We start from the raw sequence: 21,935 nt of genomic DNA on the forward strand, positions 1-21,935 counted from the left end.
AACAGCCATAATCCAAAATGCATAGCCTAACCATGATCGTTGACTGTTATATATACGTAATCAACGGATCTGATTCATGACCGAAAAAGCAGCATGCAGCCGACCGGCGTGCCGACCTTGAATAACGAATAAAGTGTATCCCTGTGCAGTGGTGCGAGACGGCGTAAAGGGCTGGTCTGCTGCAGTTGAGGGTTCAACATGATGTATATCAGCATAAATAATGGCGCCAGCCACATGATCAATGCCGTAGCATAGCCGCAGCCGATACCGCCCAAGGCAGGCAGACCGAGCTTGCCGTAAATCATGACGTAGTTGAATGGAATGTTCAGCACCAGACTGAGAAGCTGGATAACCATGACCGGACGGGAGTATGCCTGTCCTTCCAGGTAGCCTCGCAGTAGTTGATTAAGGGCAACGCCGGGCATACCCCAGGCAACAGCGTACAGGTAAGCGGTGGCAATCTCCCGGGTTTCGGGATTCAGGCCTGTGTAAGTCAGCAGTAGGGGGCTAAGGTATACCAACACCAGCCCTGGCACACCGAAGAGTAGCGACAGACGAAATCCCTGGTGTATAAGATCAGGAATTTTACTGAACTGCCCGGCTCCGACCAGGTGTGCGACAAACGCTGTCATGCACATCAGTAGGCCGACCAAAAAGACATTGATTGGAATCCAGACAGTAAAGCCGACGGCGACTGCCGCGAGATCGGCCGCACTGTAATGACCAGCCATCAGGGTATCAACCAGGCCGGCCAGGCACATGACCAGCTGAGCTGCTGCCAGAGGCAGCGCCAGACGTAAAAGGGCACGGGCTTCAAGCCATACCATAGAAAAGGTTTTTTGCATGAAATAGCAACCTGCAGGCTCAGAAGAACCTCTGCATTAACGTGTTTATGGAAATGGGGTATCCGGCGTTTGGTTCCGGACGTTATGCAACGAATGCAGGCTGGCTAATAGATGGTAGGCTGGGGCCATCCGGTACAGACAAGCGCAGCAAGCATGGTGGCACGATGCACCAGGCGATTGAGGTTGCTGCTGATATGCCTGTTCATGATCCGTAGGTCGTGTGTGATGGATAGTGAAGATATTGGAAATATTTCGGTCATTCTAGAGAGGGTGCTGTCAGGACGCTATAAGGATGCTCCTCACTATTACCCGATTGCTGAAGCCGACACTGGAATATCCAGAACTATCGTTCCGGTTGCGGGTCAAATAAAGAGTACACGGACTATTTAAGACACAGGCACCGCTTGTTCAGTAAGCGCCATGGTGAAAAACGTTAGCTGCCCTAACAAGGAGGTTAGTATTGATAATATGGTATTCCCACAATCAGTGCTTTTCCTCAATCAGCTTGACCCCCGATATCCGTGAGATTAAGCATTTAACCTGTCAGATTTTAGTAAAAGCATGCCTTGTGGATGTTTTGATACGCGGGCTTTCTGGTAGACTCTTGTCCCCAAATTCTTATATTGGTGACCTGGGCTATGCTTCAGGTTGGTTTGAATCCCGTCGATATCCTGGAAATCATTTATGTCTGCCCGCAGTCTGAGCCGGTGCGCGCTGGTTTGTTTCCTTTCAACCGTTTTCCTGCTTGGTGGCTGCCAGGCGCTGCAAACCGGTAGCCACAGTACCGGTACCACTGCGAGCAGTGAACAGCAACATCCTTCAGCAAAGGTTCTGGAAAAAAAGCAGGAAGCACCGAAGTGCGATCCTCGTGTCATTACCCGTACAGAGGTTGTTTACAAGCCTGTTGAAATTGGCAACAAGCTTGTCATCGGCGCCATTGAGCAAGCCACGTTTGAAAACCTGGGTTTGAGCATGGAAGCCCGTATTGATACTGGTGCAACAACGTCATCTCTGGGGGCAACGGATATCCGCCTGTTTGAGCGGGATGGTCGACAATGGGTCAGCTTCCGCCTGAACGGCGAACAGAAGGATAAAGACAGTCTGGTGGTAGAACGTCAGGTGGTTCGTAATGTGATGATCAAGCGGCATGGCAAGGAGTCACAGCAGCGGCCGGTGGTCAGGCTCAAGGTGCGCATTGGCAAGATTGAGCAGATGGCTGAATTTACCCTGACGGATCGCAGCCAGTTTGAATTCCCGGTGCTTGTGGGGCGCAATATCCTGACCGATATGGCCATTGTGGATGTCAGTCATGAGTACCTGGTGTCCAAAAAGAAGATTGCCGATGGTAAGCAGCCATGAGTAATAAAATGCAGATGCGGCTTGTCGTGCTGATATTGATTGCTATCGGTCTCGGCACGGCAGTGTATAAACATGTGTCGCTGGGCTTTCCGATATTTCCGGGTGAGCGAACCAAAGTCTGGGAGGTTGAAGCCCAGATTGAATTCAAAGCCGAGGACGGGCCGGTTACGGTTTCTTTGGCCATGCCGGAACCGCATTCCCGTTTTTCGGTGGTGAATGACTTTTTTGCCTCGCCGGGCTATGGCTTCCGAAAAGTGGAAGATGGCGGCATTGAGCGGGCGGAATGGACCCGTCGTGAAGCATCCGGCAAGCAGGTGCTTTATTACAAAATCAAGGTGCATGACAACGGTCGAAAGAACGATGTCGATGTGAATGAGTCCGCCCCTGGCCATATGGTAGCAGAGCCTCCGGAGCTTTATCTGCCGGAACTTGAAGGCGCCAGCCGTGTTGCAGCAATCGGCTTGCTGAAAGATGTCAAGCAGCACTCCTCGAATGATACAAGCATGGCCAGCCTGCTGGTGCAGCAGTTGAATCAACCGGATGCCAACCCTAACGTGAAAATCCTGCTGGATTCGGTTCGGCATGGTGAGTCCCGGGCAGTGCTGCTAATGCAGTTGCTGCGTCTGATGGACAAGCCGGTCCGTCTGGTACGGGGCGTTTACTTGGAAAGTGGTCGTCGTAAGCAGCCACTTGTGGAAATGGTGGAAGTCCTGACCACCAAAGGCTGGATCATGATTGATCCGGAGTCTGGCCATGTGGGGGTACCGAATAACTTCCTGCCCTGGCAGCGAGGTGGGGTTTCCCTGCTGGATGTCACTGGTGGTTATGATTCCCGGGTCAACTTCTCAGTGATCTCCCGTACGGTGCCGGTCAGCGATATGGCGATCCGGGAAGGCAAAATGGAGCATGCCGCACTGGTGGATTTCTCCCTCTACAGCCTTCCGATTGAAGAGCAGAATGCTTATCGCTATATCCTGCTGGTACCGATTGGTACGTTGATTGTTGTGTTGATGCGTATTCTGGTCGGCCTGAAGACCAGTGGTACCTTCATGCCAGTTTTGATGGCGTTGGCGTTCCTGCAAACCAAGCTGCTGCCAGGGCTGGTGATTTTCCTCACGATTGTCTCGATAGGCCTGTGGATACGCTTTATTCTCAGTCGACTTAACCTGCTGCTGGTGGCGCGAATATCGGCTGTGGTGATCGTGGTGGTGGGCATCATGGCCGGCATGAGCATCCTGAGTTACAAGATGGGTATACGGCAGGCGATGTCGGTCACCTTCTTCCCGATGATCATCCTGGCCTGGACCATCGAGCGGATGTCCATTCTGTGGGAGGAACAGGGGCCTCGGGATGTTTTGGTCAGTGGCGGTGGCAGCCTGCTGGTGGCGATTATCAGCTATTTCGCCATGACCAACCGGTTTATTGAACATCTGACGTTCAACTTCCCGGAATTGCTGCTTGTCGTACTGGGCGTGACCCTGTTGCTGGGACAGTACACCGGTTACCGGTTGCTCGAATTGCGTCGTTTCAAACCCCTGATCGAGAACTGAGCCATGGGTGTGCTAGCGTTTCTCAAGCGGCGAAAGGCGTTACGTGAACTCGGCATACTGGGGATGAACCAGCGTAACCATGCCTATATCGGTCGATACAACCCGCGTTCCCGTTTCCCGCTGGTGGATAACAAGCTGTCAAGCAAAACGCTGGCCATCAAGGCCGGGGTGGCAGTGCCGCGATTAATCGACGTGGTGACAACACAGCATGATATCGTCCGGCTGAAACCGGAGCTGGATCGGTTGGGCGATTTTGTGATCAAGCCGGCCAAAGGCAGTGGTGGCAAGGGTATTCTTGTGATTGTCGGCAAGGATGGCGAGCATTACGTCAAGGCCAGTGGTGAGCGTCTGACGTTCAATGATATTGAGCGTCACATGTCGAATATTCTGGGGGGGCTGTACAGTCTGGGTGGCAACAGTGATGTTGCCATGATCGAGGCATTAATCCGTGTGGATAATGTGTTCGATGACTACAGCTGTGAAGGGGTACCGGATATTCGCACGATCGTATTCAAGGGGTTTCCGGTGATGGCCATGCTGCGACTGGCGACACGTGCGTCAGACGGCAAAGCCAACCTTCACCAGGGAGCTGTCGGAGTTGGGCTGGATATCGCCACGGGGCAGGGATTGCGGGCCGTTCAGTTTGATCGTCCCGTGACACATCATCCGGATACAGGGCATGCTTTCGCAGGGTTGTCCGTTCCACACTGGCATCGCAACCTTGAGTTGGCAGCGGCCTGTTATGATATGGCAGGATTGGGCTACCTTGGTGTGGATATGGTACTGGACAAGGATCATGGTCCACTGATCCTTGAGCTAAACGCCAGACCCGGCTTGGCTATACAGATTGCGAACGGGGTTGGTCTATTGCCGCGTCTACAGCAGATTGAAGCCTTGGGGAATGTAAAAATGTCCGTTGATGATCGTGTAGCCTACAGTATCCAGCATTTTGGTATGCGGAAAATCGTGGCGGAAGTTGCCGTTGGGCAGGATGTTGCGGTGACGCCATAACTGCTGGCCTGAGGGGAATGGTCATTGCTGGATACAGTGGTGGCCTCCTGTCCTGCAAAAGGTTTGGTGTGTGTCATTGATGTTTCTGTTGTTAATGTCTGTTTCTGTCTAGAGGGCTCCACTCGATTCCTCCCCCCCCCCGTCGCATTGTATCTCAATGCAGTAGCGAACATGGATAAATCCCAGTCAGTATGACGGAATTCTCGTCTATTCTGTTCTCTGTCCTGTTCTCAGGCTTCCTGTTTTAAGAATGGCTTACGCCTGATGTCTTCCCGCCAGTCCATCATTCTGAAGACTGGGCCTTACTGTGTCAGGGGGAGTAGACTTCAATGTTGACATGTCGCCGAACCGCCCTTGGTCGAAAACCGGTGCGTGAGGTGTAATGCAGAATGTCATTGCCATCCATTGTGATGAATGTGAAGTTTCCATTGAGCGTTGTAATAGCGCTGCTGATACCTTTCTGTTTGGGACAATGGATCACTATCAACTGTCAGGCACAGGTTTATACAATCAGTATAGCGATTAAGGATGTACTGGTTTTTTGCCTGCCGTTCGTGGTGATGAGCTTTGTCACTGCCTGCATTATGTTGCTTCGATGGCGGGCTCTGGTATGCCTTATCTTGCTAATGGGGGCTGTTGTTATATCCAACATGGTGGCCTTGTGGCTTGGATATGCTGTCAGCACTTTATTTATGCCGGTCATTGAATACCCTTGGGATGGTAATGCGCCGGGGCAAGAGGGCACGTTGTGTGGTTTGTGGCGCATACATCTGCCGGTGTTGCTGACGCATAAGCAGGCGCTTGTGGTCGGATTTATTGCCGGGATTGTTCTGAATATACGCTGTCCCCCAACACTGCGATATCTGGTGTTATTGGCAGAGGATGTCTCCGCATTTTTTCTCCGTTATATCTGTATTCCTTTATTTCCATTTCTGGTGCTTGGTTTTTCGTTCAAGCTGCACGCAGATTTTGTTCAGCAGGATGTGCCCTTTATCCTTGGTCCAACGTTCTGGTTGATCATGCTGCTGCAAATGGTCGTCATTTGGCTCTATTTCTTGATGGCTGCAGGATTTTCATGGAGGAAAGCCAGGCTATTTCTGTGGCAGTTATTTCCGGCGGCTGTCAGTGCTATCGGTACCTCTTCCAGTCTTTATTCCATGCCGGTATTGATGGTTTGTACGGAACGGTGTGGTCGTTGTCCGGTGCTGGCTCGGGCGGTGATACCGGCCATACTGTATGTGCATAATGTGGGTAGCGCATTGGTGTTGAGTATTCTTGTCTTTGATGTGATGCGACGGTTTGGCATGCCATTACCCAAGCCATCGGATTTTATTCTGTTTTCGTTGTGTTATGCCTTGGCAAAATTGACGGTAGTGAATGTTCCTGGAGGTATTATTTTAATAGCAGGCCCTATTTTGCAGGCAACAATGGGCTTTTCTGATGGGATGCTTGGGCTTGTCACTGTGATGTACGTCATCTTTGACCCCTTTTCGACGGCAGTGAATGTGACCATTAATGGCGCATTTGCCATTCTGTTTTCACGCCTGTGTTTGCGTTGGCATATTCTGTCCAGTCCTGAAAAGGAATGTCATGCTCGTTATTTAACCCAGAGACGAAAGCATTAACTTGCCTGTGAATACCTTTTTCAGTGTATGCACAGAATGCTGATTACGTGGAGGGTTAGATAGTGATAACCGTGTATTCTCATAAGGCGAAAGCACCATTACGAATAAGTTACCGCGGGTTATGGCGCTATTTTAAATCGGAACTATTATCCGATTAGTAGTTTCGAGGACATGCTTGTGGGGGCATTGTTAAAGAGAGCAAGGTTGCCTGCTTCTCTCGTTTTTGCGCTTATGCTGCCTTTTTTATTGGAATCCTGGGCAGTGCCGGGGCTACGTGTTGCTTCCTATACATTCAGCCTTGTACTGAAAGAATTATTGATTCTTGTATTGCCTTTTATTGTTTTCAGTTTTATTTCTGCCAGCATCGTTCGTATAGGGCGTGGTGCCCTGTTCTTTACCCTAGTATTGGTTGTCTGTGTATTCACGTCGAACCTGACGGCGATCAGTATGGGATACATGGTGGGGGTTTGGACTGTACCGATGTTATCCCTGCCACTGGGGGGAGTAGAGTGTGAAAGTCATCTGGCGAGTGCTTTGTATGTCTCGTTGCCTACGCTAGTGACCAACAGTCAGGCACTGGTGATGGGGCTTGTTGTCGGTTTAATACTGAATCTTGGACATCATACCCGACTGAAATCCCTGATGTTCTGGATGAGTGATCTGTCTTTTTTCTTTTTAAAGCGGTTATTTATTCCGATATTGCCTCTTTTTGTACTTGGCTTTGCCTTCAAACTGCATAGTGATGGCATATTGCACAGTGCTCTTCAAATTTATGGGAAAGTGTTCATTCTGGTGATTTTCACCCAGCTGCTATGGCTATTGGTTTTATTTTTGTTGGCCGGGAGTGGTTCGTTGCGATGTTGCTGGCAATATATCAAAAATGTCTTTCCGGCGACGCTGACTGGGTTGGGGACTATTTCCAGTGCTGCCAGCATGTCGGTGTTGATAGTCTGCTCGGAAAAAAACACCGATGAGCCTGTCCTGATCCGCAGTATTATCCCGACAACGATTAACATCCATACTGTAGGCAGTGCCATTGGCCTGACCATACTGACACTGGCAACGATGCGCACTTTCGGGATGGCGTTACCCCCATTTTCCGTATTTATGGGATTTGCCTTTTACTTTGCACTGGCCAAGTTTTCGGTCGTTGCCGTGCCGGGAGGCGTTATTCTGATTGCCGGGCCGTTGTTGCAGTCTTTACTGGGTTTTTCTGATGACATGCTGGGGCTGATTACAGCGGTTTACATGATTTTTGATCCGTTTGGTACAGCTATCAATGTTACCGGCAATGGGGCGTTTGCGATTCTAATGACCCGTATTTGCCAGCGATGGCATATCATTCGATGGAAAAACGATAATGGTGGCAGTGATAACACAACATCACGCCTTCAAAGCCGAAGATGAGGCCGCCTGACAGAATGAAAAAGCGCTGATACTGCGCTTCACCCGGATGTGCCTATCCTGTAGAGTGCCGGCCAAACTGTTAAACGGAAAGCAGCGACATGAAACGCGAACTGGCGATTGAATTTTCCCGGGTGACTGAAGCCGCCGCTCTGGCAGGGTATAAGTGGCTGGGGCGTGGTGACAAGAATGCGGCGGATGGCGCTGCCGTTGAGACCATGCGCACCCTGCTGAACCAGGTGCAGATTGATGGCGAGATCGTCATCGGGGAAGGTGAGATTGATGACGCGCCGATGCTGTTTATCGGTGAGCGTGTAGGGCAAGGCGTCGGGGATGCGGTCGATATTGCCGTTGATCCTATCGAAGGCACCCGCATGACGGCCATGGGGCAATCTAATGCTATCTCTGTGCTGGCTGTCGGTGAAAAGGGCTGTTTTCTCAAGGCGCCGGACATGTATATGGAAAAGCTGGCTGTTGGTCCGGGAGCCCGTGGTGTGATTGGCCTGGAAAAACCGCTGGCTGAAAACCTGCGTAATGTGGCTGCCGCACTGGACAAATCTATCGAAGAATTGACGGTTATCACACTGGCCAAGCCGCGCCACGATGACGTGATTCGTGACATGCAGCAAATGGGCGTGAAAGTGTTTGCGATTCCCGATGGTGATGTGGCTGCCTCTATCCTGACCTGTATGCCTGACAGCGAAGTGGATGTGATGTACTGCATTGGTGGTGCCCCGGAAGGTGTTGTTTCTGCCGCCGTCATCCGGGCGCTGGATGGAGATTTCCAGGGGCGTTTGGTACCACGCCATGAAGCCAAGGGGGATACTCCGGAGAACCGCGCGGCGGGCGAACTGGAAATCAGCCGCTGTCATGAAATGGGCATTGAACCCGGGGTGGTCTTGCCGCTGGAGCGACTGGTCAGCTCCGATAATATTATTTTTTCCGCCACCGGTATCACTAAAGGTGACCTGTTAGCCGGTATCCATCGCAAAGGCAATGTGGCGACAACGGAAACGTTGTTGATTAGGGGTAAATCCCGCACCATTCGCCGGATTCAGTCCATTCACTACCTTGATCGCAAGGATCCCGACATCCGGAAGAATGTCCTGTAAGCCCAGAAAGGCTCCTTGAAGGAGCCTTTTTTATGGAATCCAGATCTCAATAGCTACCCGGACTTTCCTTTATCCCTCTGTCGGCTTCACTAAAAAGAGAGGTGACTGCGACGGGTTGGGTAACCATGAAAAAATTATTGATAACCCTTTTCTTATCAGTACTGATCATTGGCGGACTGTTTGGCCTGTTTATGCTGGCGCTGGTGACATGGGGTTATCAAATTGGCGTTTATGACCAGTTTGATGATTTATGGCGCTTTGCCACCCTGCTGATGGTGCCTGTGGTGCCATTGTTAATCTGGTATATCAGCGAATCGGTGGATGAGAACGATGACGGATAAAGCGGGTTACAGCAGGGGACTCATCAGGTGGAAGACGCCTTCGGCGAGTCGTTTGGGGAATCCACGCCGGTTCCATGTATCCAGAAAGACCCGGTCGGATTGACGGATATAGTTGTCGGTCAGCCTACCCATTTCCTGGCCGAAATTATCGTCATAAACCATCAGGGTGACCTCGAAGTTGAGCCAGACACTGCGCATATCCAGGTTAACCGTGCCGAACAACACGGTAGAGCGATCTACCAGTACGCACTTGGTGTGCAGCAGGCCGGCGTTGAACTGCTGGATTTCGACCCCCGCTTCCAGTAACTCCTCGTAGTAATAGCGACTGGCATAATGCACCAGGCGTGAGTCGTTTCGCTCAGGTACGATCAGTTTGACCTTTACACCACGAATCGCGGCTGACACCAGTGCGGTCAGCAAGGCGTCATCGGGAATGAAGTAGGGGGTTGTGATCACCAGCTCTTCACTGCTTTCATATATTGCTGCCAGTAGCACCTGGTGGAGCAGGGTACGGTCAATGCCCGGACCCGAAGGTAAAACGTGCATGTCTGCCCGGTGCAGGTTCATCGCAATGGACTGAGGTGGCTGGTAGGCGCTCCGAAAAACGCTGAGGCCGTCACCGGTTTCCAGTTCCCAGTCCCACAGGATGATGGATGCCAGGACATGGGCAGAAGGCCCTTCGATGCGTGTCATGGCATCCACCCACTGGCCAACCCCGGCATTCTGCTTGAACAGGCGGGGATCCATCAGGTTGAAACTGCCGCTCCAGGCAACGGTATCGTCGATAACAGCAATTTTCCGATGGTTGCGGATATCCATCCGTTCAAACAGCATTCTGAACGGTCCCACCGGCATGGCCTCGGACAGTCGGATACCCGATTTTTTCAGGCGTTTGGCGGCCTGGCTCTTGAGGAAGCTGCTGCTCCCGACTGCATCCAGCAATACCAGACAATGTACACCACGGGTTTGTGCCGCCAGCAGGGCAGCTTCAATCTCGTCGATACGCCCCCCGGATTCCCAGATGTAAAATTCAAGGTAAATACTGGATTCGGCGTTATGGATATCGGCCAGCAAGCCATTAATGATGCTGTCGCTGTCATGGTAAAGCGTCAGGTGGTTGCCGGGCAGCGCCGGAATATTCATGGCCTGTTCTGCCAGGTTATAGACCCGGTTATGACGATGAGAGCTGTTGGTACCTTGCAGGCAAATCACTTCTTTCAGGTGGCGTGACCACTGCTCATAGGTCGGGTAAAGCGCTTCCGCCCGTTTGACCCGCTTGGTGCCGAGCCGACGGGTGCCAAACATCAGGAACAGGATGATTCCGGCTAATGGCAGGGCGAACAGCAGCACCAGCCATGCCAGGGAAACACCGACCGGCCGCCGTTGAAACATGATCGTTAGCGCAAACCCGATGATCAGGGCCAGGTAGGCGCCGCCAGCCAGCAGGCTGAACCAGGAAAAGGATTCCATACAGTGGTCTGGTTGTTATCCACCGGAAAGAAAGGATTTTCCAGTGTATCTGACATGCCTGGTGATGTCAGTCTTGTGACAGCGGTATAAGTACGGTTTTTCGCCGGTCTATCCGATGTCTGCAGGCCGGAGAGTTAGTGCTAGTATTGCAGGTTTTTTGACGTGACCCTCCAGGTGCCTGTGACTACGACGGATTTTTCCTCACTCCCACTCAAGCCGGCGATGCTGGCAAACCTCAAAACCCTGGGTTACCGGGAGATGACCCCTATTCAGGCGGCCAGTCTGCCGGTGATCCTGAAACCGCAGGATCTCATCGCCCAAGCCAAGACCGGCAGCGGCAAAACGGCGGCATTCGGGATTGGTCTGCTGGCCAGGCTCAATGTCCGGCATTTCCAGGTGCAGGCACTGGTACTGTGTCCTACCCGCGAGCTGGCGGACCAGGTCGGCAAAGAGATTCGCCGGCTGGCGCGGTTTACCCATAACGTCAAAGTGCTAACGCTCTGTGGCGGAATGCCGCTTGGACCGCAAATTGGGTCGCTGGAACATGGTGCCCATATTGTGGTGGGGACACCCGGGCGTATTATGGAACACCTGCGTAAAGGCACACTCTCACTGTCATCGTTAAAAACGCTGGTGCTTGATGAAGCTGACAGGATGCTGGATATGGGCTTTCTGGACAGTATCAACACTATCATTGAACAAGCCCCCTCGGATCGACAGACCCTGCTGTTCTCCGCCACTTACTCCGATGGGATTCGACGGATCAGTGGTTCAATCCAGTCTAATCCGGTAGCGATCACGGTGGAGTCTCACCACAGTGATGCGGACATCGAACAGCGTTTCTATGAAGTGGAGAATGCTCAGCGCTTGCCGGTGCTGGCAAAGCTGTTGAGTCACTACCAACCGTCATCGACAGTGGTTTTCTGCAATACCAAGCGGCTTTGCCAGGAAGTGGCGGACGATCTTCAACAGCGGGGGTTTCAGGCGCAGGCGCTTCACGGTGACCTGGAACAGCGGGCCCGGGATCAGGTGCTGGTCCGTTTTGCCAACAGGAGCTGTTCCGTACTGGTCGCCACGGATGTGGCGGCCCGCGGGCTCGATATCAGGGAGCTGGAAGCGGTGATCAACCTGGAACTGTCACGTGATCCGGAGGTGCATGTCCACCGTATCGGTCGGACGGGGCGTGCAGGCCAGACTGGTCTGGCATTGAGCCTCTTCAGTGGGTCAGAACACTATAAGCTGCTGGCTATCGAGGCCAATCAGCCGCACCCCCTGACCATAGACCGTACCGACACATTGAAGGTGGACGGTTCGATAGTCTTCAAGGCGCCCATGGTGACGCTCTGCATCGACGGGGGGCGAAAAAACAAGGTTCGTCCAGGTGACCTCCTCGGGGCATTGACGGGTAAGGACGGCATTGCAGGCAGTGAGGTCGGTAAAATCGATATTTTCGATTTTTGTGCTTACGTAGCGGTCAAACGTGCGGTAGCGAACCGAGCGCTGAAACATCTGGCAGCCGGTAAAATCAAAGGACGTTCCTTCAAAGTACGAAAACTGCGTTGAGCCGCGATGAAGACCGTTAGAAACCGGGTGCGGTGAGCATCCGGTTGGTGCACTCACCGGGGTAACTGTTGTGATTGGCGCCCGGTGAACTGACCCCGCTTAACAGGCTGAATCGAGGATGATTGCCGGTATTGGCATCTGACCAATGCACCAGGTAGGGATGCATCAGCAATACATCGCCTGGCGCCAGTTCAGGACAGACAGCTTGCTCTGACCATTGAGGATCAGGCTGGCTTCTGGCAGGTTGTAACCCCGTCAGGCCAACATTTCTGTGTGAACCCGGTACTACTCTTAGCCCACCATTGTCCGGACCGGCTGGATCAATGGCGATCACGGCTACCACATAACTCCCCCAGTGATTCATGTCTGACCAGTTAGGGTCGGCATTCAGGCGGTGTTCGACATCGCGATGTGGCGGGAAAATGACATTGTCACCCGGCAACTTGGGGTGGAACTGGCAGATCAGGTGTTCAAATTGCTCCGACATCAAAATATCGGCGAATGCCTGTAACAGCTTTGGGTGTCGGGACATTTGCAGCAGTGTGGGGTCAGCACTGCCGCAGCCACATACGCGACAAAGCTTTTCAAGGTGTCCGTAGGCATCATTGGCTACGACAAACTGGGCGCCACGGTAATAGAAGTACCCATCGAAGTGACGCCCCATAAAGCCCGCGCGTTGTTCAGCGATCTCAATGAGATGATGGAGGGACGCCTCGACCAACGTCACTTCATCGGCGGACAGCAGATGACGGATCGTACAGTATCCCTCTTCAAAGAATTGCCGCCAGTCAGCCTCTGACAGGGGGGAATGCTTGCTAAACCGGCGTTCAGGCAGGGGATGCTCCATATCAGACCCAACGCTCCTGTTGTTTGCCCATATATTCAGGTTAGTTCGGTCTGTGAGAGGGAGGGAAGCCTTACGGCAGGTGAACCACCAAAAGCCGGCTAGGTGTCATTTTTCTGCAGATTGACGCCGAATCATTGATCATTTTTGAACATCTCCTGCTATTTTGCATGCATCCGGTTTTTTCTCTGGGTAAGACTCGGGTATTGTCATATTCAATGGATAGTAAACTGATCACATCAGCAACGTGACGACATGGAGACGCTCAATGCCGATAGCGCAGAAAACCCCTGTGCAAATGCTGGAAGAACAGGCAAAGCAGCAGGGGAAACGGGTTTTCCTGCGACAGCCCGTTAATCGGGAGTTGTGTGATTTCAGCTGGGAGGCGGTCAGCAAGATGACCCGCCTGCTGGCGGGTAGCCTACGTCAACTCGGTTTTTGTCCCGGTGATCGCATTGCGGTGTTGTCAAAAAATTGTGCCGAGTGGTTTATTACTGACCTGGCGCTGATGTCGGGTGGTTATATCAGTGTGCCTATCTATCCCACGGCTAATGCGGATACGATTCGCTATGTGCTTAAGCACAGTGGGGCCAAGGCGATCTTTGTAGGCAAGCTGGATGACTGGCCGGCGCAGGAAGCCGGCGTGCCGGGAGATCTGGTACGCCTTGGCATGCCCTACGAAACAATGCCGGCCCAATATCACTGGCAACAGTTGATGGAAATGGCGCCGCCCCTTGAACCGAGCTATCCGGAACCCGATGATGTGATGAGTATTATCTATACCTCCGGTTCGACGGGAAATCCCAAGGGGGCGGTGCTGACTTACCGCAGCTACAGCTGGGCGGCACAGGCGGTTGCCCAGGATCTGCAGGCTGGCACCGATGACCGGGTGATCTCCTACCTGCCGCTGGCTCATATCACTGAGCGGGTGTATATCGAAGGCGCCAGCCTGTACAGTGGACTGGTTGTCTATTTTGCTGAAAGCTTGGATACCTTCATTGAGGATGTACAGGCAGCCAGTCCTACCTTGTTTATTTCCGTACCTCGTCTGTGGACGCTGTTCCAGAAAAATATCATCGATAAAATCGGGCATAACAAGCTAAACCTGCTCCTGCGATTGCCCTTCATCGGGAAAATCGTAGCGGGCAAAATTCGTGCGGGTCTCGGACTTCAGGATGCACGGATACTGGGTTGTGGTTCAGCCCCTGTCTCACCGGTATTACTGCGCTGGTATGAGCAAGTGGGTATGCCGATCACGGAAGCCTGGGGCATGACGGAGAACGGCGCCTATGCCACGCTGAATTACCCTTTCCGGTCTGACAAGGTGGGCACTGTTGGTCGACCCGGCATCGACTGCGAAGTCAAGGTTGGTGAGAATCAGGAACTGCTGTTTAAAAGCCCGGGATTGTTTAAGGCGTATTATCAGGATCCGGAAGCGACTGCGGCAACCTTTACCGATGACGGTTTTTTCCGTACAGGCGATCAGGCTGAAATAGATGCGGATAACTATGTCACCATCATCGGGCGGGTGAAGGATACCTTTAAAACCGCCAAGGGTAAGTACGTCACCCCGGTTCCCCTGGAGCGTAAACTGGTGCAAAACCCGCTCATTGAACTGGTCTGCGTGATTGGCTCCGGCCTGCCTTATCCGGTCGCGCTGGTGCAGTTGTCGGAAGGCGCTTCCGGTATGCCGAAGGAACAGGTGACACAATCCCTTCAGGAAACCTGCAGGGCGGTCAGTGCGCAAATGGAAAGTCATGCGACCCTCGGTGGTATTCTGGTGGTGCAGGAACCCTGGACGGTGGAAAATGATGTACTGACGCCGACGTTGAAAATCAAACGTCAGGTGCTGGATAAGCGTTACACCGACAAAGTGTCGGAGATGCGTAATGATCAGGTACAGTGGGAATCGGATATCTAAACGACAATTACCTGCTATTCAACCTGAATACCAATCAATAGGGGGAGACTAATGGCTCCCCCGTCATGCTCAGGCAGAGCGTCTTTTACTGATATTCATCCATCCTGTCAGCTTTCATCGAATACATGGCATCACTGTATTCCGAGGTTTTCTTCTCCGTTTTCAGCTTTCCGTATACCCAATAGGGGGTATAAGCGGTTTCCTGATATTTGAGGCCTTCCGGAAACGTCACATAGACAATCTGGTTAGGCGGCGGTGGCGGCACATGGATGCAGGCACCCATGGTGGGAACCAGCAGGAACTCAGTCGCCATCTGCTTTTTATTCATGTTCAGAGGCACCAGGTAGCCCGGCACTTTGGCATAAACATTATTGAGCTTATCAACCACCTTGCTGCCATGTTCTGTCATGTAGATCTGCATTTCGCCGAATGGAATCTCGTCGCGCTCATAGCGTTCGAGAATCTTTTCATCAAATGGCGGCATCAGATCATTCCAGATCACTTTCCGGACAGTTTCCTGCGTCTTCGCCGGCTCTTTCTCTGTGGCGGCCAGCAAAGCTGGCGACAGACACAGCAAACTGACCATCAGACAGGCTTTTTTGAGTTGGCGTAAGGGTATCAGGGTGTGTGGCATCGTTATTTTCCTTTTTTATACCCGGATCGTCAGACCATCAGCCAGGGAGTTCCGGTAAGCACGCAGTGCCGGGAACAAGCCTAGTAACAGTGCCGCTGTGATGATCGCTATCATCAGCCCCAGCTCGAACAGTCCTGGCAGGCTGATGGTGAGATGCAGTCCCAGCCAGCCCTGGGCCAGAGGCTGGGCAACGAACAGAAGCCCGTACAGCAACAGGTTGCCGAGTAGACAGCCGGCCAGTGCATAGAACAGCGACTCGAACATCAACAGGAAAAAAATATGGCCGGGGCGGGCGCCGACAGAACGCAGGATAGCCATCTCCCGTCGTCGTTCATTCAGGGACGTTAATATAGCAGTCAGCATGCCGGTCAGCCCGGCCAATACGACCAAAGCGGCAACACCGAGTAGCGCCTTTTCCGCGACGCCAACCAGTTGCCAGAGCTGTTGAAGGGCGACTCCCGGCAGCACCGCCAGCAGGGCTTCCTGTGGATACTCATTGATCAGCCGTTGAAGCCGGAAGGTGGCCATCCGGGATTTCAAACCCACATAAAAGGCGGTGATCGCTTCAGGCTCCAGCGACAGGTTGCGCGCCTTGTCTGCCGATACGGTCAGGCCAGGAATGGGCGGAGCGCCATTGTGCCAGTCCACATGCAGCGCTTCTATTCCCTGCAGTGAAATCAGAATGGCACGATCCATCGGGGTACCGGTTCGTTGCAGGATACCGCTAATCCGGAAAGGTTTATCGTCATGGCTCTGAAGGCTGACCATTTCAACGCCATGGGCAAGCGTGATGCTCTGTCCTGTCGTATAACCCAGCTCGGTGGCGACATCGGCCCCTATGACAGCGTCGTAAAGATCGGAAAAGGCCTTGCCGTTGGCAAAGACAAGCGGCTGATCACCGGCATGGCGAAAATGCTCGAACATCGCAGTATTGGTACCCACGACCCGGTAACCGCGATGAGAGTCACCCAGTGACACTGGAATCGTCCAGTCAACGGTTGGATCGCTGGCGATGTCCTCCCAGGTTTCCCGGGAGATATTGTTGGTCGCATCGCCAATATGGAACACCGAATACAGTAGCAGGTTAATGCCGCTGCTGCGGGCACCCACGATCAGGTCGGTACCGGATATGGTGTTGGTGAAGCTGTTCTTGGCTTCAACCCGTATGCGTTCGACACCCAGCAGCAAAGCAACACTGATGGCAATGGAAACCACGGTCAGTAGTGCGGTGATACGACGGTTGAGAATACTGCGACAGGCAAGCTTCAGCAGTGACATACGGCGTCCTCCTGCATGGCGGCAGCCTCTGTCACGGCCGCGTGGTTGAGCTCTGCCAGTGACAGGCTGCGATCGAACAAGTGTTCCAGTCCGGCGTCGTGGCTGACAAACAGCAGGGTGCTGCCGGCCGCTTCACACTCCTTGAACAGCAAGCGGATGAACGCTTCCCGGGTATCGGAATCCAGTGCCGACGTTGGTTCATCGGCAATCAGGATTTCCGGACGACCAATCAGCGCGCGTGCGGCGGCGACCCGTTGTTGCTGTCCGATACTAAGTGCAGTGACCGGACGAGCCAGTAATGCCGGGTCAGACAGCCCCAGCTGTGCCAGCAGCCGTACAGCTTCTTCGTTACCGGATTGACCTGCTGCGGCCAGTTTTTGTCTGCGTTCCGGCGAAAAACCGAGGGGCAGCAGCACATTTTCCAGTACAGACAGATAGGGAATCAGGTTGAACATCTGGAAGATGAAGCCGACATGGTTGGCTCGGAAGCGATCCCTCGCCGCAGGTGAGAGCTGGTTGATCGGCGTGCCGAGCAGGGAAACATGTCCCCGCTCAGGCACCAGCACGCCGCCAATCAGCCCCAGCAGCGTGGTTTTACCACTGCCGCTGGGACCCTTAAGGAAGACCTTTTCTCCTGGTGTGATGGTCAATGTCGGAATATCCAGCACCGGCTGCACGGGTTGCCAGCTGAACAGGAGATCATCCAGCTGGACTGGCGGTGTCGTTGGTAAGACTGCCATTGGTTCAGAACCGGAACACGGGTTTGCCGCGTTTGAGGGTTGCCGACATCTGACCTTTATCGGTCAGCGCCTGCACTTTCAGCGATTCACTGTTGGCAAAGCGTTCAAATAACCGGGCTTCGATCTCGGTCAGGGCTTTCGGGTTGTTGCACTCAAAGACCTGGCTGACGGTGAAGTCCAGATGGCTGCCATGGTCATGGTGGTGACCATGATCATCGTCGTGATGCGATTCAGCACTATGGCCTGCCTTGGTACTGAGCAGCGTGCATTGGGCGGAGGTTGGCAGATGCCACATGGAAGCTTGTTGCAGGCGTTCAATAGCCTGATCAACCTGTTGCTCACGCTCCGGACTGGTAATGCTTTCGAAGCCGACAATGTCGTGTCCGGGGATAGTCATTTCAATATGCAGCAGTTTGCCTTCCACCGCCAGGTTCAGTTGTCCGGCACCATGCACGTGAGCTGCATGGTGACGTGATGTTTCGGCCATTACAGGCGTTGACATAAAGAAAATGACAGCCAGGCTGCGGCAAATCGTTCGCTGATTCATGGTACTTTCCTGTCGTACAGTCGCGCGGTTATCTGATGCGCATACTGAAGTGAAATTGTGTCAGTTATGTGATGATTGTTTCACTCAAGAACGACAGGAGGTGCTCGAATACGGCGCAGAGTTTTAGGTTGTTCAGCGAGTCGACGTATTTCAGGCTGATGAATGACGATGTAGGTGAAGACATGCTGCGGCGCGCTCGAACAGTTAAGTAGCGAGGGAGCTGATGCATGATGACAGAGGCTGCAGTCCGTATGCCATTCAGGCACAAGGTCGCCATCGTGTGCGTGGGCATTACCCAGAACAGACCAGCACAGAAGTATACCCACGAGCATCATGATGATGGCGGTGTGCCTGGAACTGGGCGTGATCGTGCCTGATACGTACATCGAACGCGATTGATCTGCTGGGAAATGGAACTGTTATGTTATAACACTTTTTGGGCGCTGAAAATCATAGACTGATAGGATGTGACTGTATTCATTCCATGTTATCGAGTTCATTCTCCTCCACTTCGAGAAATTTCCCTGTTACCACCTGCCCTTTGACCCGGTTGCAGTACCAGTTGTAAAAGGGATAGGCGATCAGTGCGGACATTACCCCGCCAATACCACTGAGGAATGGTGTGAAAAACATGACAACCAACCAGGCCGCAGGATTGGCCACTGCCTTGGAGGTGAATACCCCGAGAAGTCCCAGGAAAATCCCGCTGCCAAAGCCGACGATGAAACTAAGCGAGCAGAGTGAACCAAGGGAAAGTTCCATCCGGTAGGTTTTCATCATGTGTCCCACTCCTTATCAGTGCCTTCCTGGCGGCTTGTCTTCTCAATTTATATCAGCATAAATGACAGCGTTCTGCGAGTCTTCATAGGTTCAGAGCCGCCATGGCTTGAGGAATTGGCGATATTTATCCGTGAGCTGAGGGAATGTGTACATACCTTTCTGCTGCCAAGAGGTTGTATTTGTGATCGCGGAGGTTTGGCAGGCAAAAGCCAGTACATCGTCGTGGGGATAAACATACCAGTAGCCTCGCTCATAAAAGGCAATTGACAGATTTTGATGTTCAAGGTGTGAGGCAAGCGTCAGGCGAGATTGCAGCAAAATGGAGAGTTGGGGGGTTCCGCTATAGTGGTTGGCAATAAAATCCAAAGGTTCGTTGTCAGCCAGCAGTCCTTGACTGAAGAAACCATAGTTGGCTAATGCGGCAGACACTTTTAGGTGATTATATTGTCGCTTATAAGTTTTAGTGAGTTTGTCAAAATCAATACGTTCAAATTTTACGTTATTCATTATTTTTTATCGAAATGTGTTTTTATACTCTTTCTCCAATGCTATCGAATAATCATAGTCGTTAAAATGGTTGTTCGAGAAATATAAGAAATGTTGGATTGATAAAAAATATTGTCATAACGGCATGCCAATAAATTTACTATAAAAACACTGTCTTATGATTATGGTCATGAAAATCAGACATTGTGTGAACAGTCTTTAATCCCGCACGATTATCGCTGCTTCTTTTAACTCTGTACTCCTTTTCAGGAGGGTTCGCGATGAGATGTTTCTCTTTCCGATGGCTCTATGTATACAGTTTAATAATGGTGTTTTCTGCAGCCGTCAGAGCTGACCTGCCTTATGTCAGCCCTCAGCAGACCTACGAAGAGATTATCACAGGTTTGTCTCCCGACTTGGATTCCGCCGACATAACGCCCTGGCAGCACCCGGCTGAGGAAATTACAGAAAAGACCATTGAAGGAATTTGGGAAACAATACAAACAAAAGTTCCTTTTACGTTTAGCTCGAAACCCATTTCGATTGCATCAGGTCTGAAAACGGTACTTGAAAAAATATACAGTTTTCTGGGGCCGATTCTTGAAGAGTATGATATCGAACATAACAATGTGACTGAATACAGTAATATGCTTCCAGTGACGTTTGGTAAGGGAGCTTTTGAAATCATTGCCTATGATCCTTATTCTACCAAGGATAGGTTATCTCCTAACCCGGTTTCTACCACGGATGCACCTTTATTCCGGGTGAAAATGTATCCTGAATTTGCGGCGGACGAAGCCTCTGAATTTATGTTGAAAAACCTGGAGGTATTAAGGCTAAGTTCAAAACCAACGTCGCAAAATATGATCATTGAGTTTTACACGGCAAATGACGAAACACTGGTCGATAAATTACATCTGCCTGCAAGAATGGCGAATGATCAGTTTGGTGCTTGCCTCACCAAGGCCAAAGGTCGCAGCTATATCAATTATCAAAAACAGCATCCCTACAGCTACGCTCGGGAGCCGGGAAGTCACAAGACTCGCTGTACCTGGAATAACCGTGCGCCAAACTGTGCGGTATCCAACAGCTGGGTATTGCTGAATGTCATTGATCCCCTTTGGCCCAAGACATCCTTCAATACCAGTTTTACGCATCAGACCTGGGAAAGCATGACGGATGATCAGCGTGCCTATTACGGTCCAATGATGTGGCAGAACACCATTCCCATCAGCAAGTCTGAAATCAGCCCGATGGATCCGGATTACCAGCTGAAACTCTGGCGTAATCCGGAATGGCTACTGCGTTCTGATCATATGTTTGTTTATGGCAATAACTACTACAACGATTTTGCTCAAAACAGCCAGGTTATTGTTGAAACCGATGAACATGGCTATAAAAAACCGAATCAGGGCATCCGGTTTGGTGGTGAGGGAAAAGCCTATTACCAGGTGTATGTTCCCCGCAATGGTCAGTATGAACTGACGCTGGCTTTCAGTCATGAAGCGGCGGCGGCGCTAACGGTTCGCAGTGCGCTTGATAAAAGCATCATCTTCAGTACCGAAGCGCCGGCTCCAGAGGACGGCCTGAAGCATCTCAAGGTCTCTGTGCCGAGGGAAATTGATCTCCAGCAGGGCCTTCTGTATGTCAGTGTTGAGGGAAGTGATCTTGATTACCACTATATGTTGCTGAGCTATGTCGGCAACCGTGAGGAGGAACGGTACGAATACCTTGAAACACAGCGTGACCTGATTCGACGTGAGGTGGTCAGTGCGATCGCCTATATGGAAGAGCATACGACGACCCGTGATGAAATTGGGGACAGTATCGAGTCTGCCCGTTTTACCCTGAAACATCTGGTCAAGCGGCGTTATGAGGATCTCAAAGCCAGGGAATACTCACCGTCAGAGCCCTTGATGCAGGAGGTTCGTCGCTTTGTAAAGCAGCTTGAAGACCACATAGCAAAAGCACAGCGAGACTATGATCAGTACCCGGATGATACTGAAATTCTGATTCAGGGTGCGGATGTGGTCAGTAGTAATGACTATGTCAAACTGCGCGGCAATGAAGCGCTTTTTATCGGTGAAAGCCTGTATGAAGGAAAAATTGGCGATGCGTCGTATAAGGTGACGATTCCGAGAAGTGGTTATTACCGGACTGAGTACATTATTTCTACCTATGATGTCGGTGCCAGCATTAATGTACAGGATGAGAATAACCGGACGTTCTACAGTACACGTTTGCCCAGAACCTCTGACAGCATTTTCTCCCCGCGGTACGAGGCCATTACTAGCGATGACGCCCGTGAGTATTTTGAGGCGGGTGATACGGTCATCAACATCTGGTGTACCAACGGACGGTTCACCCTGCAGAAGTTCAAGCTAACCTTTGATGGCGCGTAAGGTGCGCATATATCAGTAAATAC

21 protein-coding genes are annotated in these 21,935 nt (G+C 51.8%); 12 read left to right on the forward strand and 9 right to left on the reverse strand.

What is annotated here, in order from left to right; all coding sequences use genetic code 11:
* Positions 1-74 precede the first annotated feature (74 nt).
* Positions 75-845 carry an MATE family efflux transporter gene (locus ABD892_RS23545; protein WP_345198694.1) on the reverse strand — a complete coding sequence of 257 codons (771 nt, stop codon included), beginning with the start codon at positions 843-845 and terminating at the stop codon, positions 75-77.
* Positions 846-892: 47 nt separating this feature from the next.
* Between ABD892_RS23545 and ABD892_RS23550 the strand changes: the two genes are divergently transcribed.
* From ABD892_RS23550 to ABD892_RS23585, 8 genes are all read left to right on the forward strand, one after another.
* A complete protein-coding gene (locus ABD892_RS23550) occupies positions 893-1,060 on the forward strand; it encodes a hypothetical protein (RefSeq protein WP_345198695.1) in 168 nt (55 codons plus the stop codon).
* A gap of 469 nt (positions 1,061-1,529) precedes the next feature.
* Entirely contained in the window at positions 1,530-2,204 is a 675-nt protein-coding gene (locus tag ABD892_RS23555) for an ATP-dependent zinc protease family protein (protein ID WP_345198696.1), read from the forward strand.
* The gene (locus ABD892_RS23560) at positions 2,201-3,754 is read left to right on the forward strand and encodes an inactive transglutaminase family protein (protein WP_345198697.1); all 1,554 of its coding nucleotides are present in this window, start codon (positions 2,201-2,203) and stop codon (positions 3,752-3,754) included. Before ABD892_RS23555 ends, ABD892_RS23560 begins: the two co-directional genes overlap by 4 nt.
* A gap of 3 nt (positions 3,755-3,757) precedes the next feature.
* A complete protein-coding gene (locus ABD892_RS23565) occupies positions 3,758-4,765 on the forward strand; it encodes an alpha-L-glutamate ligase-like protein (protein WP_345198698.1) in 1,008 nt (335 codons plus the stop codon).
* 389 nt (positions 4,766-5,154) lie between these two features.
* A complete protein-coding gene (locus tag ABD892_RS23570) occupies positions 5,155-6,390 on the forward strand; it encodes a cation:dicarboxylate symporter family transporter (RefSeq protein WP_345198699.1) in 1,236 nt (411 codons plus the stop codon).
* A gap of 204 nt (positions 6,391-6,594) precedes the next feature.
* Positions 6,595-7,797 carry a cation:dicarboxylate symporter family transporter gene (locus ABD892_RS23575; protein WP_345198700.1) on the forward strand — a complete coding sequence of 401 codons (1,203 nt, stop codon included), beginning with the start codon at positions 6,595-6,597 and terminating at the stop codon, positions 7,795-7,797.
* Between the two features lie 98 nt (positions 7,798-7,895).
* Entirely contained in the window at positions 7,896-8,906 is a 1,011-nt protein-coding gene (glpX, locus tag ABD892_RS23580) for a class II fructose-bisphosphatase (RefSeq protein ID WP_345198701.1), read from the forward strand.
* Between the two features lie 125 nt (positions 8,907-9,031).
* Positions 9,032-9,247 carry a hypothetical protein gene (locus ABD892_RS23585; RefSeq protein ID WP_345198702.1) on the forward strand — a complete coding sequence of 72 codons (216 nt, stop codon included), beginning with the start codon at positions 9,032-9,034 and terminating at the stop codon, positions 9,245-9,247.
* A 6-nt stretch (positions 9,248-9,253) separates the two neighbouring features.
* Here the strand turns inward: ABD892_RS23585 and cls are convergent, their stop codons facing one another.
* The gene (cls, locus tag ABD892_RS23590; RefSeq protein ID WP_345198703.1) at positions 9,254-10,717 is read right to left on the reverse strand and encodes a cardiolipin synthase; all 1,464 of its coding nucleotides are present in this window, start codon (positions 10,715-10,717) and stop codon (positions 9,254-9,256) included.
* A gap of 162 nt (positions 10,718-10,879) precedes the next feature.
* Here cls and dbpA point away from each other — a divergent pair, with 162 nt between their 5' ends.
* Positions 10,880-12,280, forward strand: a complete 1,401-nt coding sequence (gene dbpA / locus ABD892_RS23595; protein ID WP_345198704.1) for an ATP-dependent RNA helicase DbpA — start codon at positions 10,880-10,882, stop codon at positions 12,278-12,280.
* 16 nt (positions 12,281-12,296) lie between these two features.
* Here the strand turns inward: dbpA and ABD892_RS23600 are convergent, their stop codons facing one another.
* Positions 12,297-13,127, reverse strand: coding sequence for a phytanoyl-CoA dioxygenase family protein (locus ABD892_RS23600; protein ID WP_345198706.1), 831 nt, complete (start codon positions 13,125-13,127; stop codon positions 12,297-12,299).
* A gap of 265 nt (positions 13,128-13,392) precedes the next feature.
* Between ABD892_RS23600 and ABD892_RS23605 the strand changes: the two genes are divergently transcribed.
* On the forward strand, positions 13,393-15,045 hold the full coding sequence (locus ABD892_RS23605) for an AMP-binding protein (RefSeq protein ID WP_345198707.1): 1,653 nt from the start codon (positions 13,393-13,395) through the stop codon (positions 15,043-15,045).
* Between the two features lie 85 nt (positions 15,046-15,130).
* On the opposite strand, the gene ABD892_RS23610 is transcribed toward ABD892_RS23605, so the two are convergent.
* The 4 genes from ABD892_RS23610 to ABD892_RS23625 are packed head-to-tail and all read right to left on the reverse strand — an operon-like array spanning position 15,131 to position 18,244.
* Positions 15,131-15,679, reverse strand: a complete 549-nt coding sequence (locus ABD892_RS23610) for a DUF3299 domain-containing protein (protein ID WP_345198708.1) — start codon at positions 15,677-15,679, stop codon at positions 15,131-15,133.
* Between the two features lie 15 nt (positions 15,680-15,694).
* Complete coding sequence (locus ABD892_RS23615) at positions 15,695-16,957, reverse strand: ABC transporter permease (protein ID WP_345198709.1); 1,263 nt, start codon at positions 16,955-16,957, stop codon at positions 15,695-15,697.
* Positions 16,945-17,697, reverse strand: coding sequence for an ABC transporter ATP-binding protein (locus tag ABD892_RS23620; RefSeq protein WP_345198710.1), 753 nt, complete (start codon positions 17,695-17,697; stop codon positions 16,945-16,947). The genes ABD892_RS23615 and ABD892_RS23620 overlap by 13 nt, the downstream gene beginning before the upstream one ends.
* Positions 17,698-17,701: 4 nt before the next feature.
* Complete coding sequence (locus ABD892_RS23625) at positions 17,702-18,244, reverse strand: ZrgA family zinc uptake protein (protein WP_345198711.1); 543 nt, start codon at positions 18,242-18,244, stop codon at positions 17,702-17,704.
* Positions 18,245-18,471: 227 nt separating this feature from the next.
* Between ABD892_RS23625 and ABD892_RS23630 the strand changes: the two genes are divergently transcribed.
* Entirely contained in the window at positions 18,472-18,621 is a 150-nt protein-coding gene (locus ABD892_RS23630) for a hypothetical protein (RefSeq protein ID WP_345198712.1), read from the forward strand.
* Positions 18,622-18,721: 100 nt separating this feature from the next.
* On the opposite strand, the gene ABD892_RS23635 is transcribed toward ABD892_RS23630, so the two are convergent.
* Together ABD892_RS23635 and ABD892_RS23640 are read right to left on the reverse strand one after the other, a co-directional pair.
* Positions 18,722-19,024 (reverse strand): hypothetical protein, encoded by a 303-nt coding sequence (locus tag ABD892_RS23635; protein ID WP_345198713.1) that lies wholly within the window; start codon positions 19,022-19,024, stop codon positions 18,722-18,724.
* Positions 19,025-19,114: 90 nt separating this feature from the next.
* Entirely contained in the window at positions 19,115-19,531 is a 417-nt protein-coding gene (locus tag ABD892_RS23640; RefSeq protein ID WP_345198714.1) for a hypothetical protein, read from the reverse strand.
* Between the two features lie 305 nt (positions 19,532-19,836).
* On the opposite strand from ABD892_RS23640, the gene ABD892_RS23645 reads away from it, so the two are divergent.
* Positions 19,837-21,912 carry a hypothetical protein gene (locus tag ABD892_RS23645; RefSeq protein WP_345198715.1) on the forward strand — a complete coding sequence of 692 codons (2,076 nt, stop codon included), beginning with the start codon at positions 19,837-19,839 and terminating at the stop codon, positions 21,910-21,912.
* The last annotated feature ends 23 nt before the right edge of the window (positions 21,913-21,935 follow it).

This window comes from Kistimonas scapharcae (genome assembly GCF_039540975.1).
In the GTDB taxonomy this organism is placed as follows: domain Bacteria; phylum Pseudomonadota; class Gammaproteobacteria; order Pseudomonadales; family Endozoicomonadaceae; genus Kistimonas; species Kistimonas scapharcae.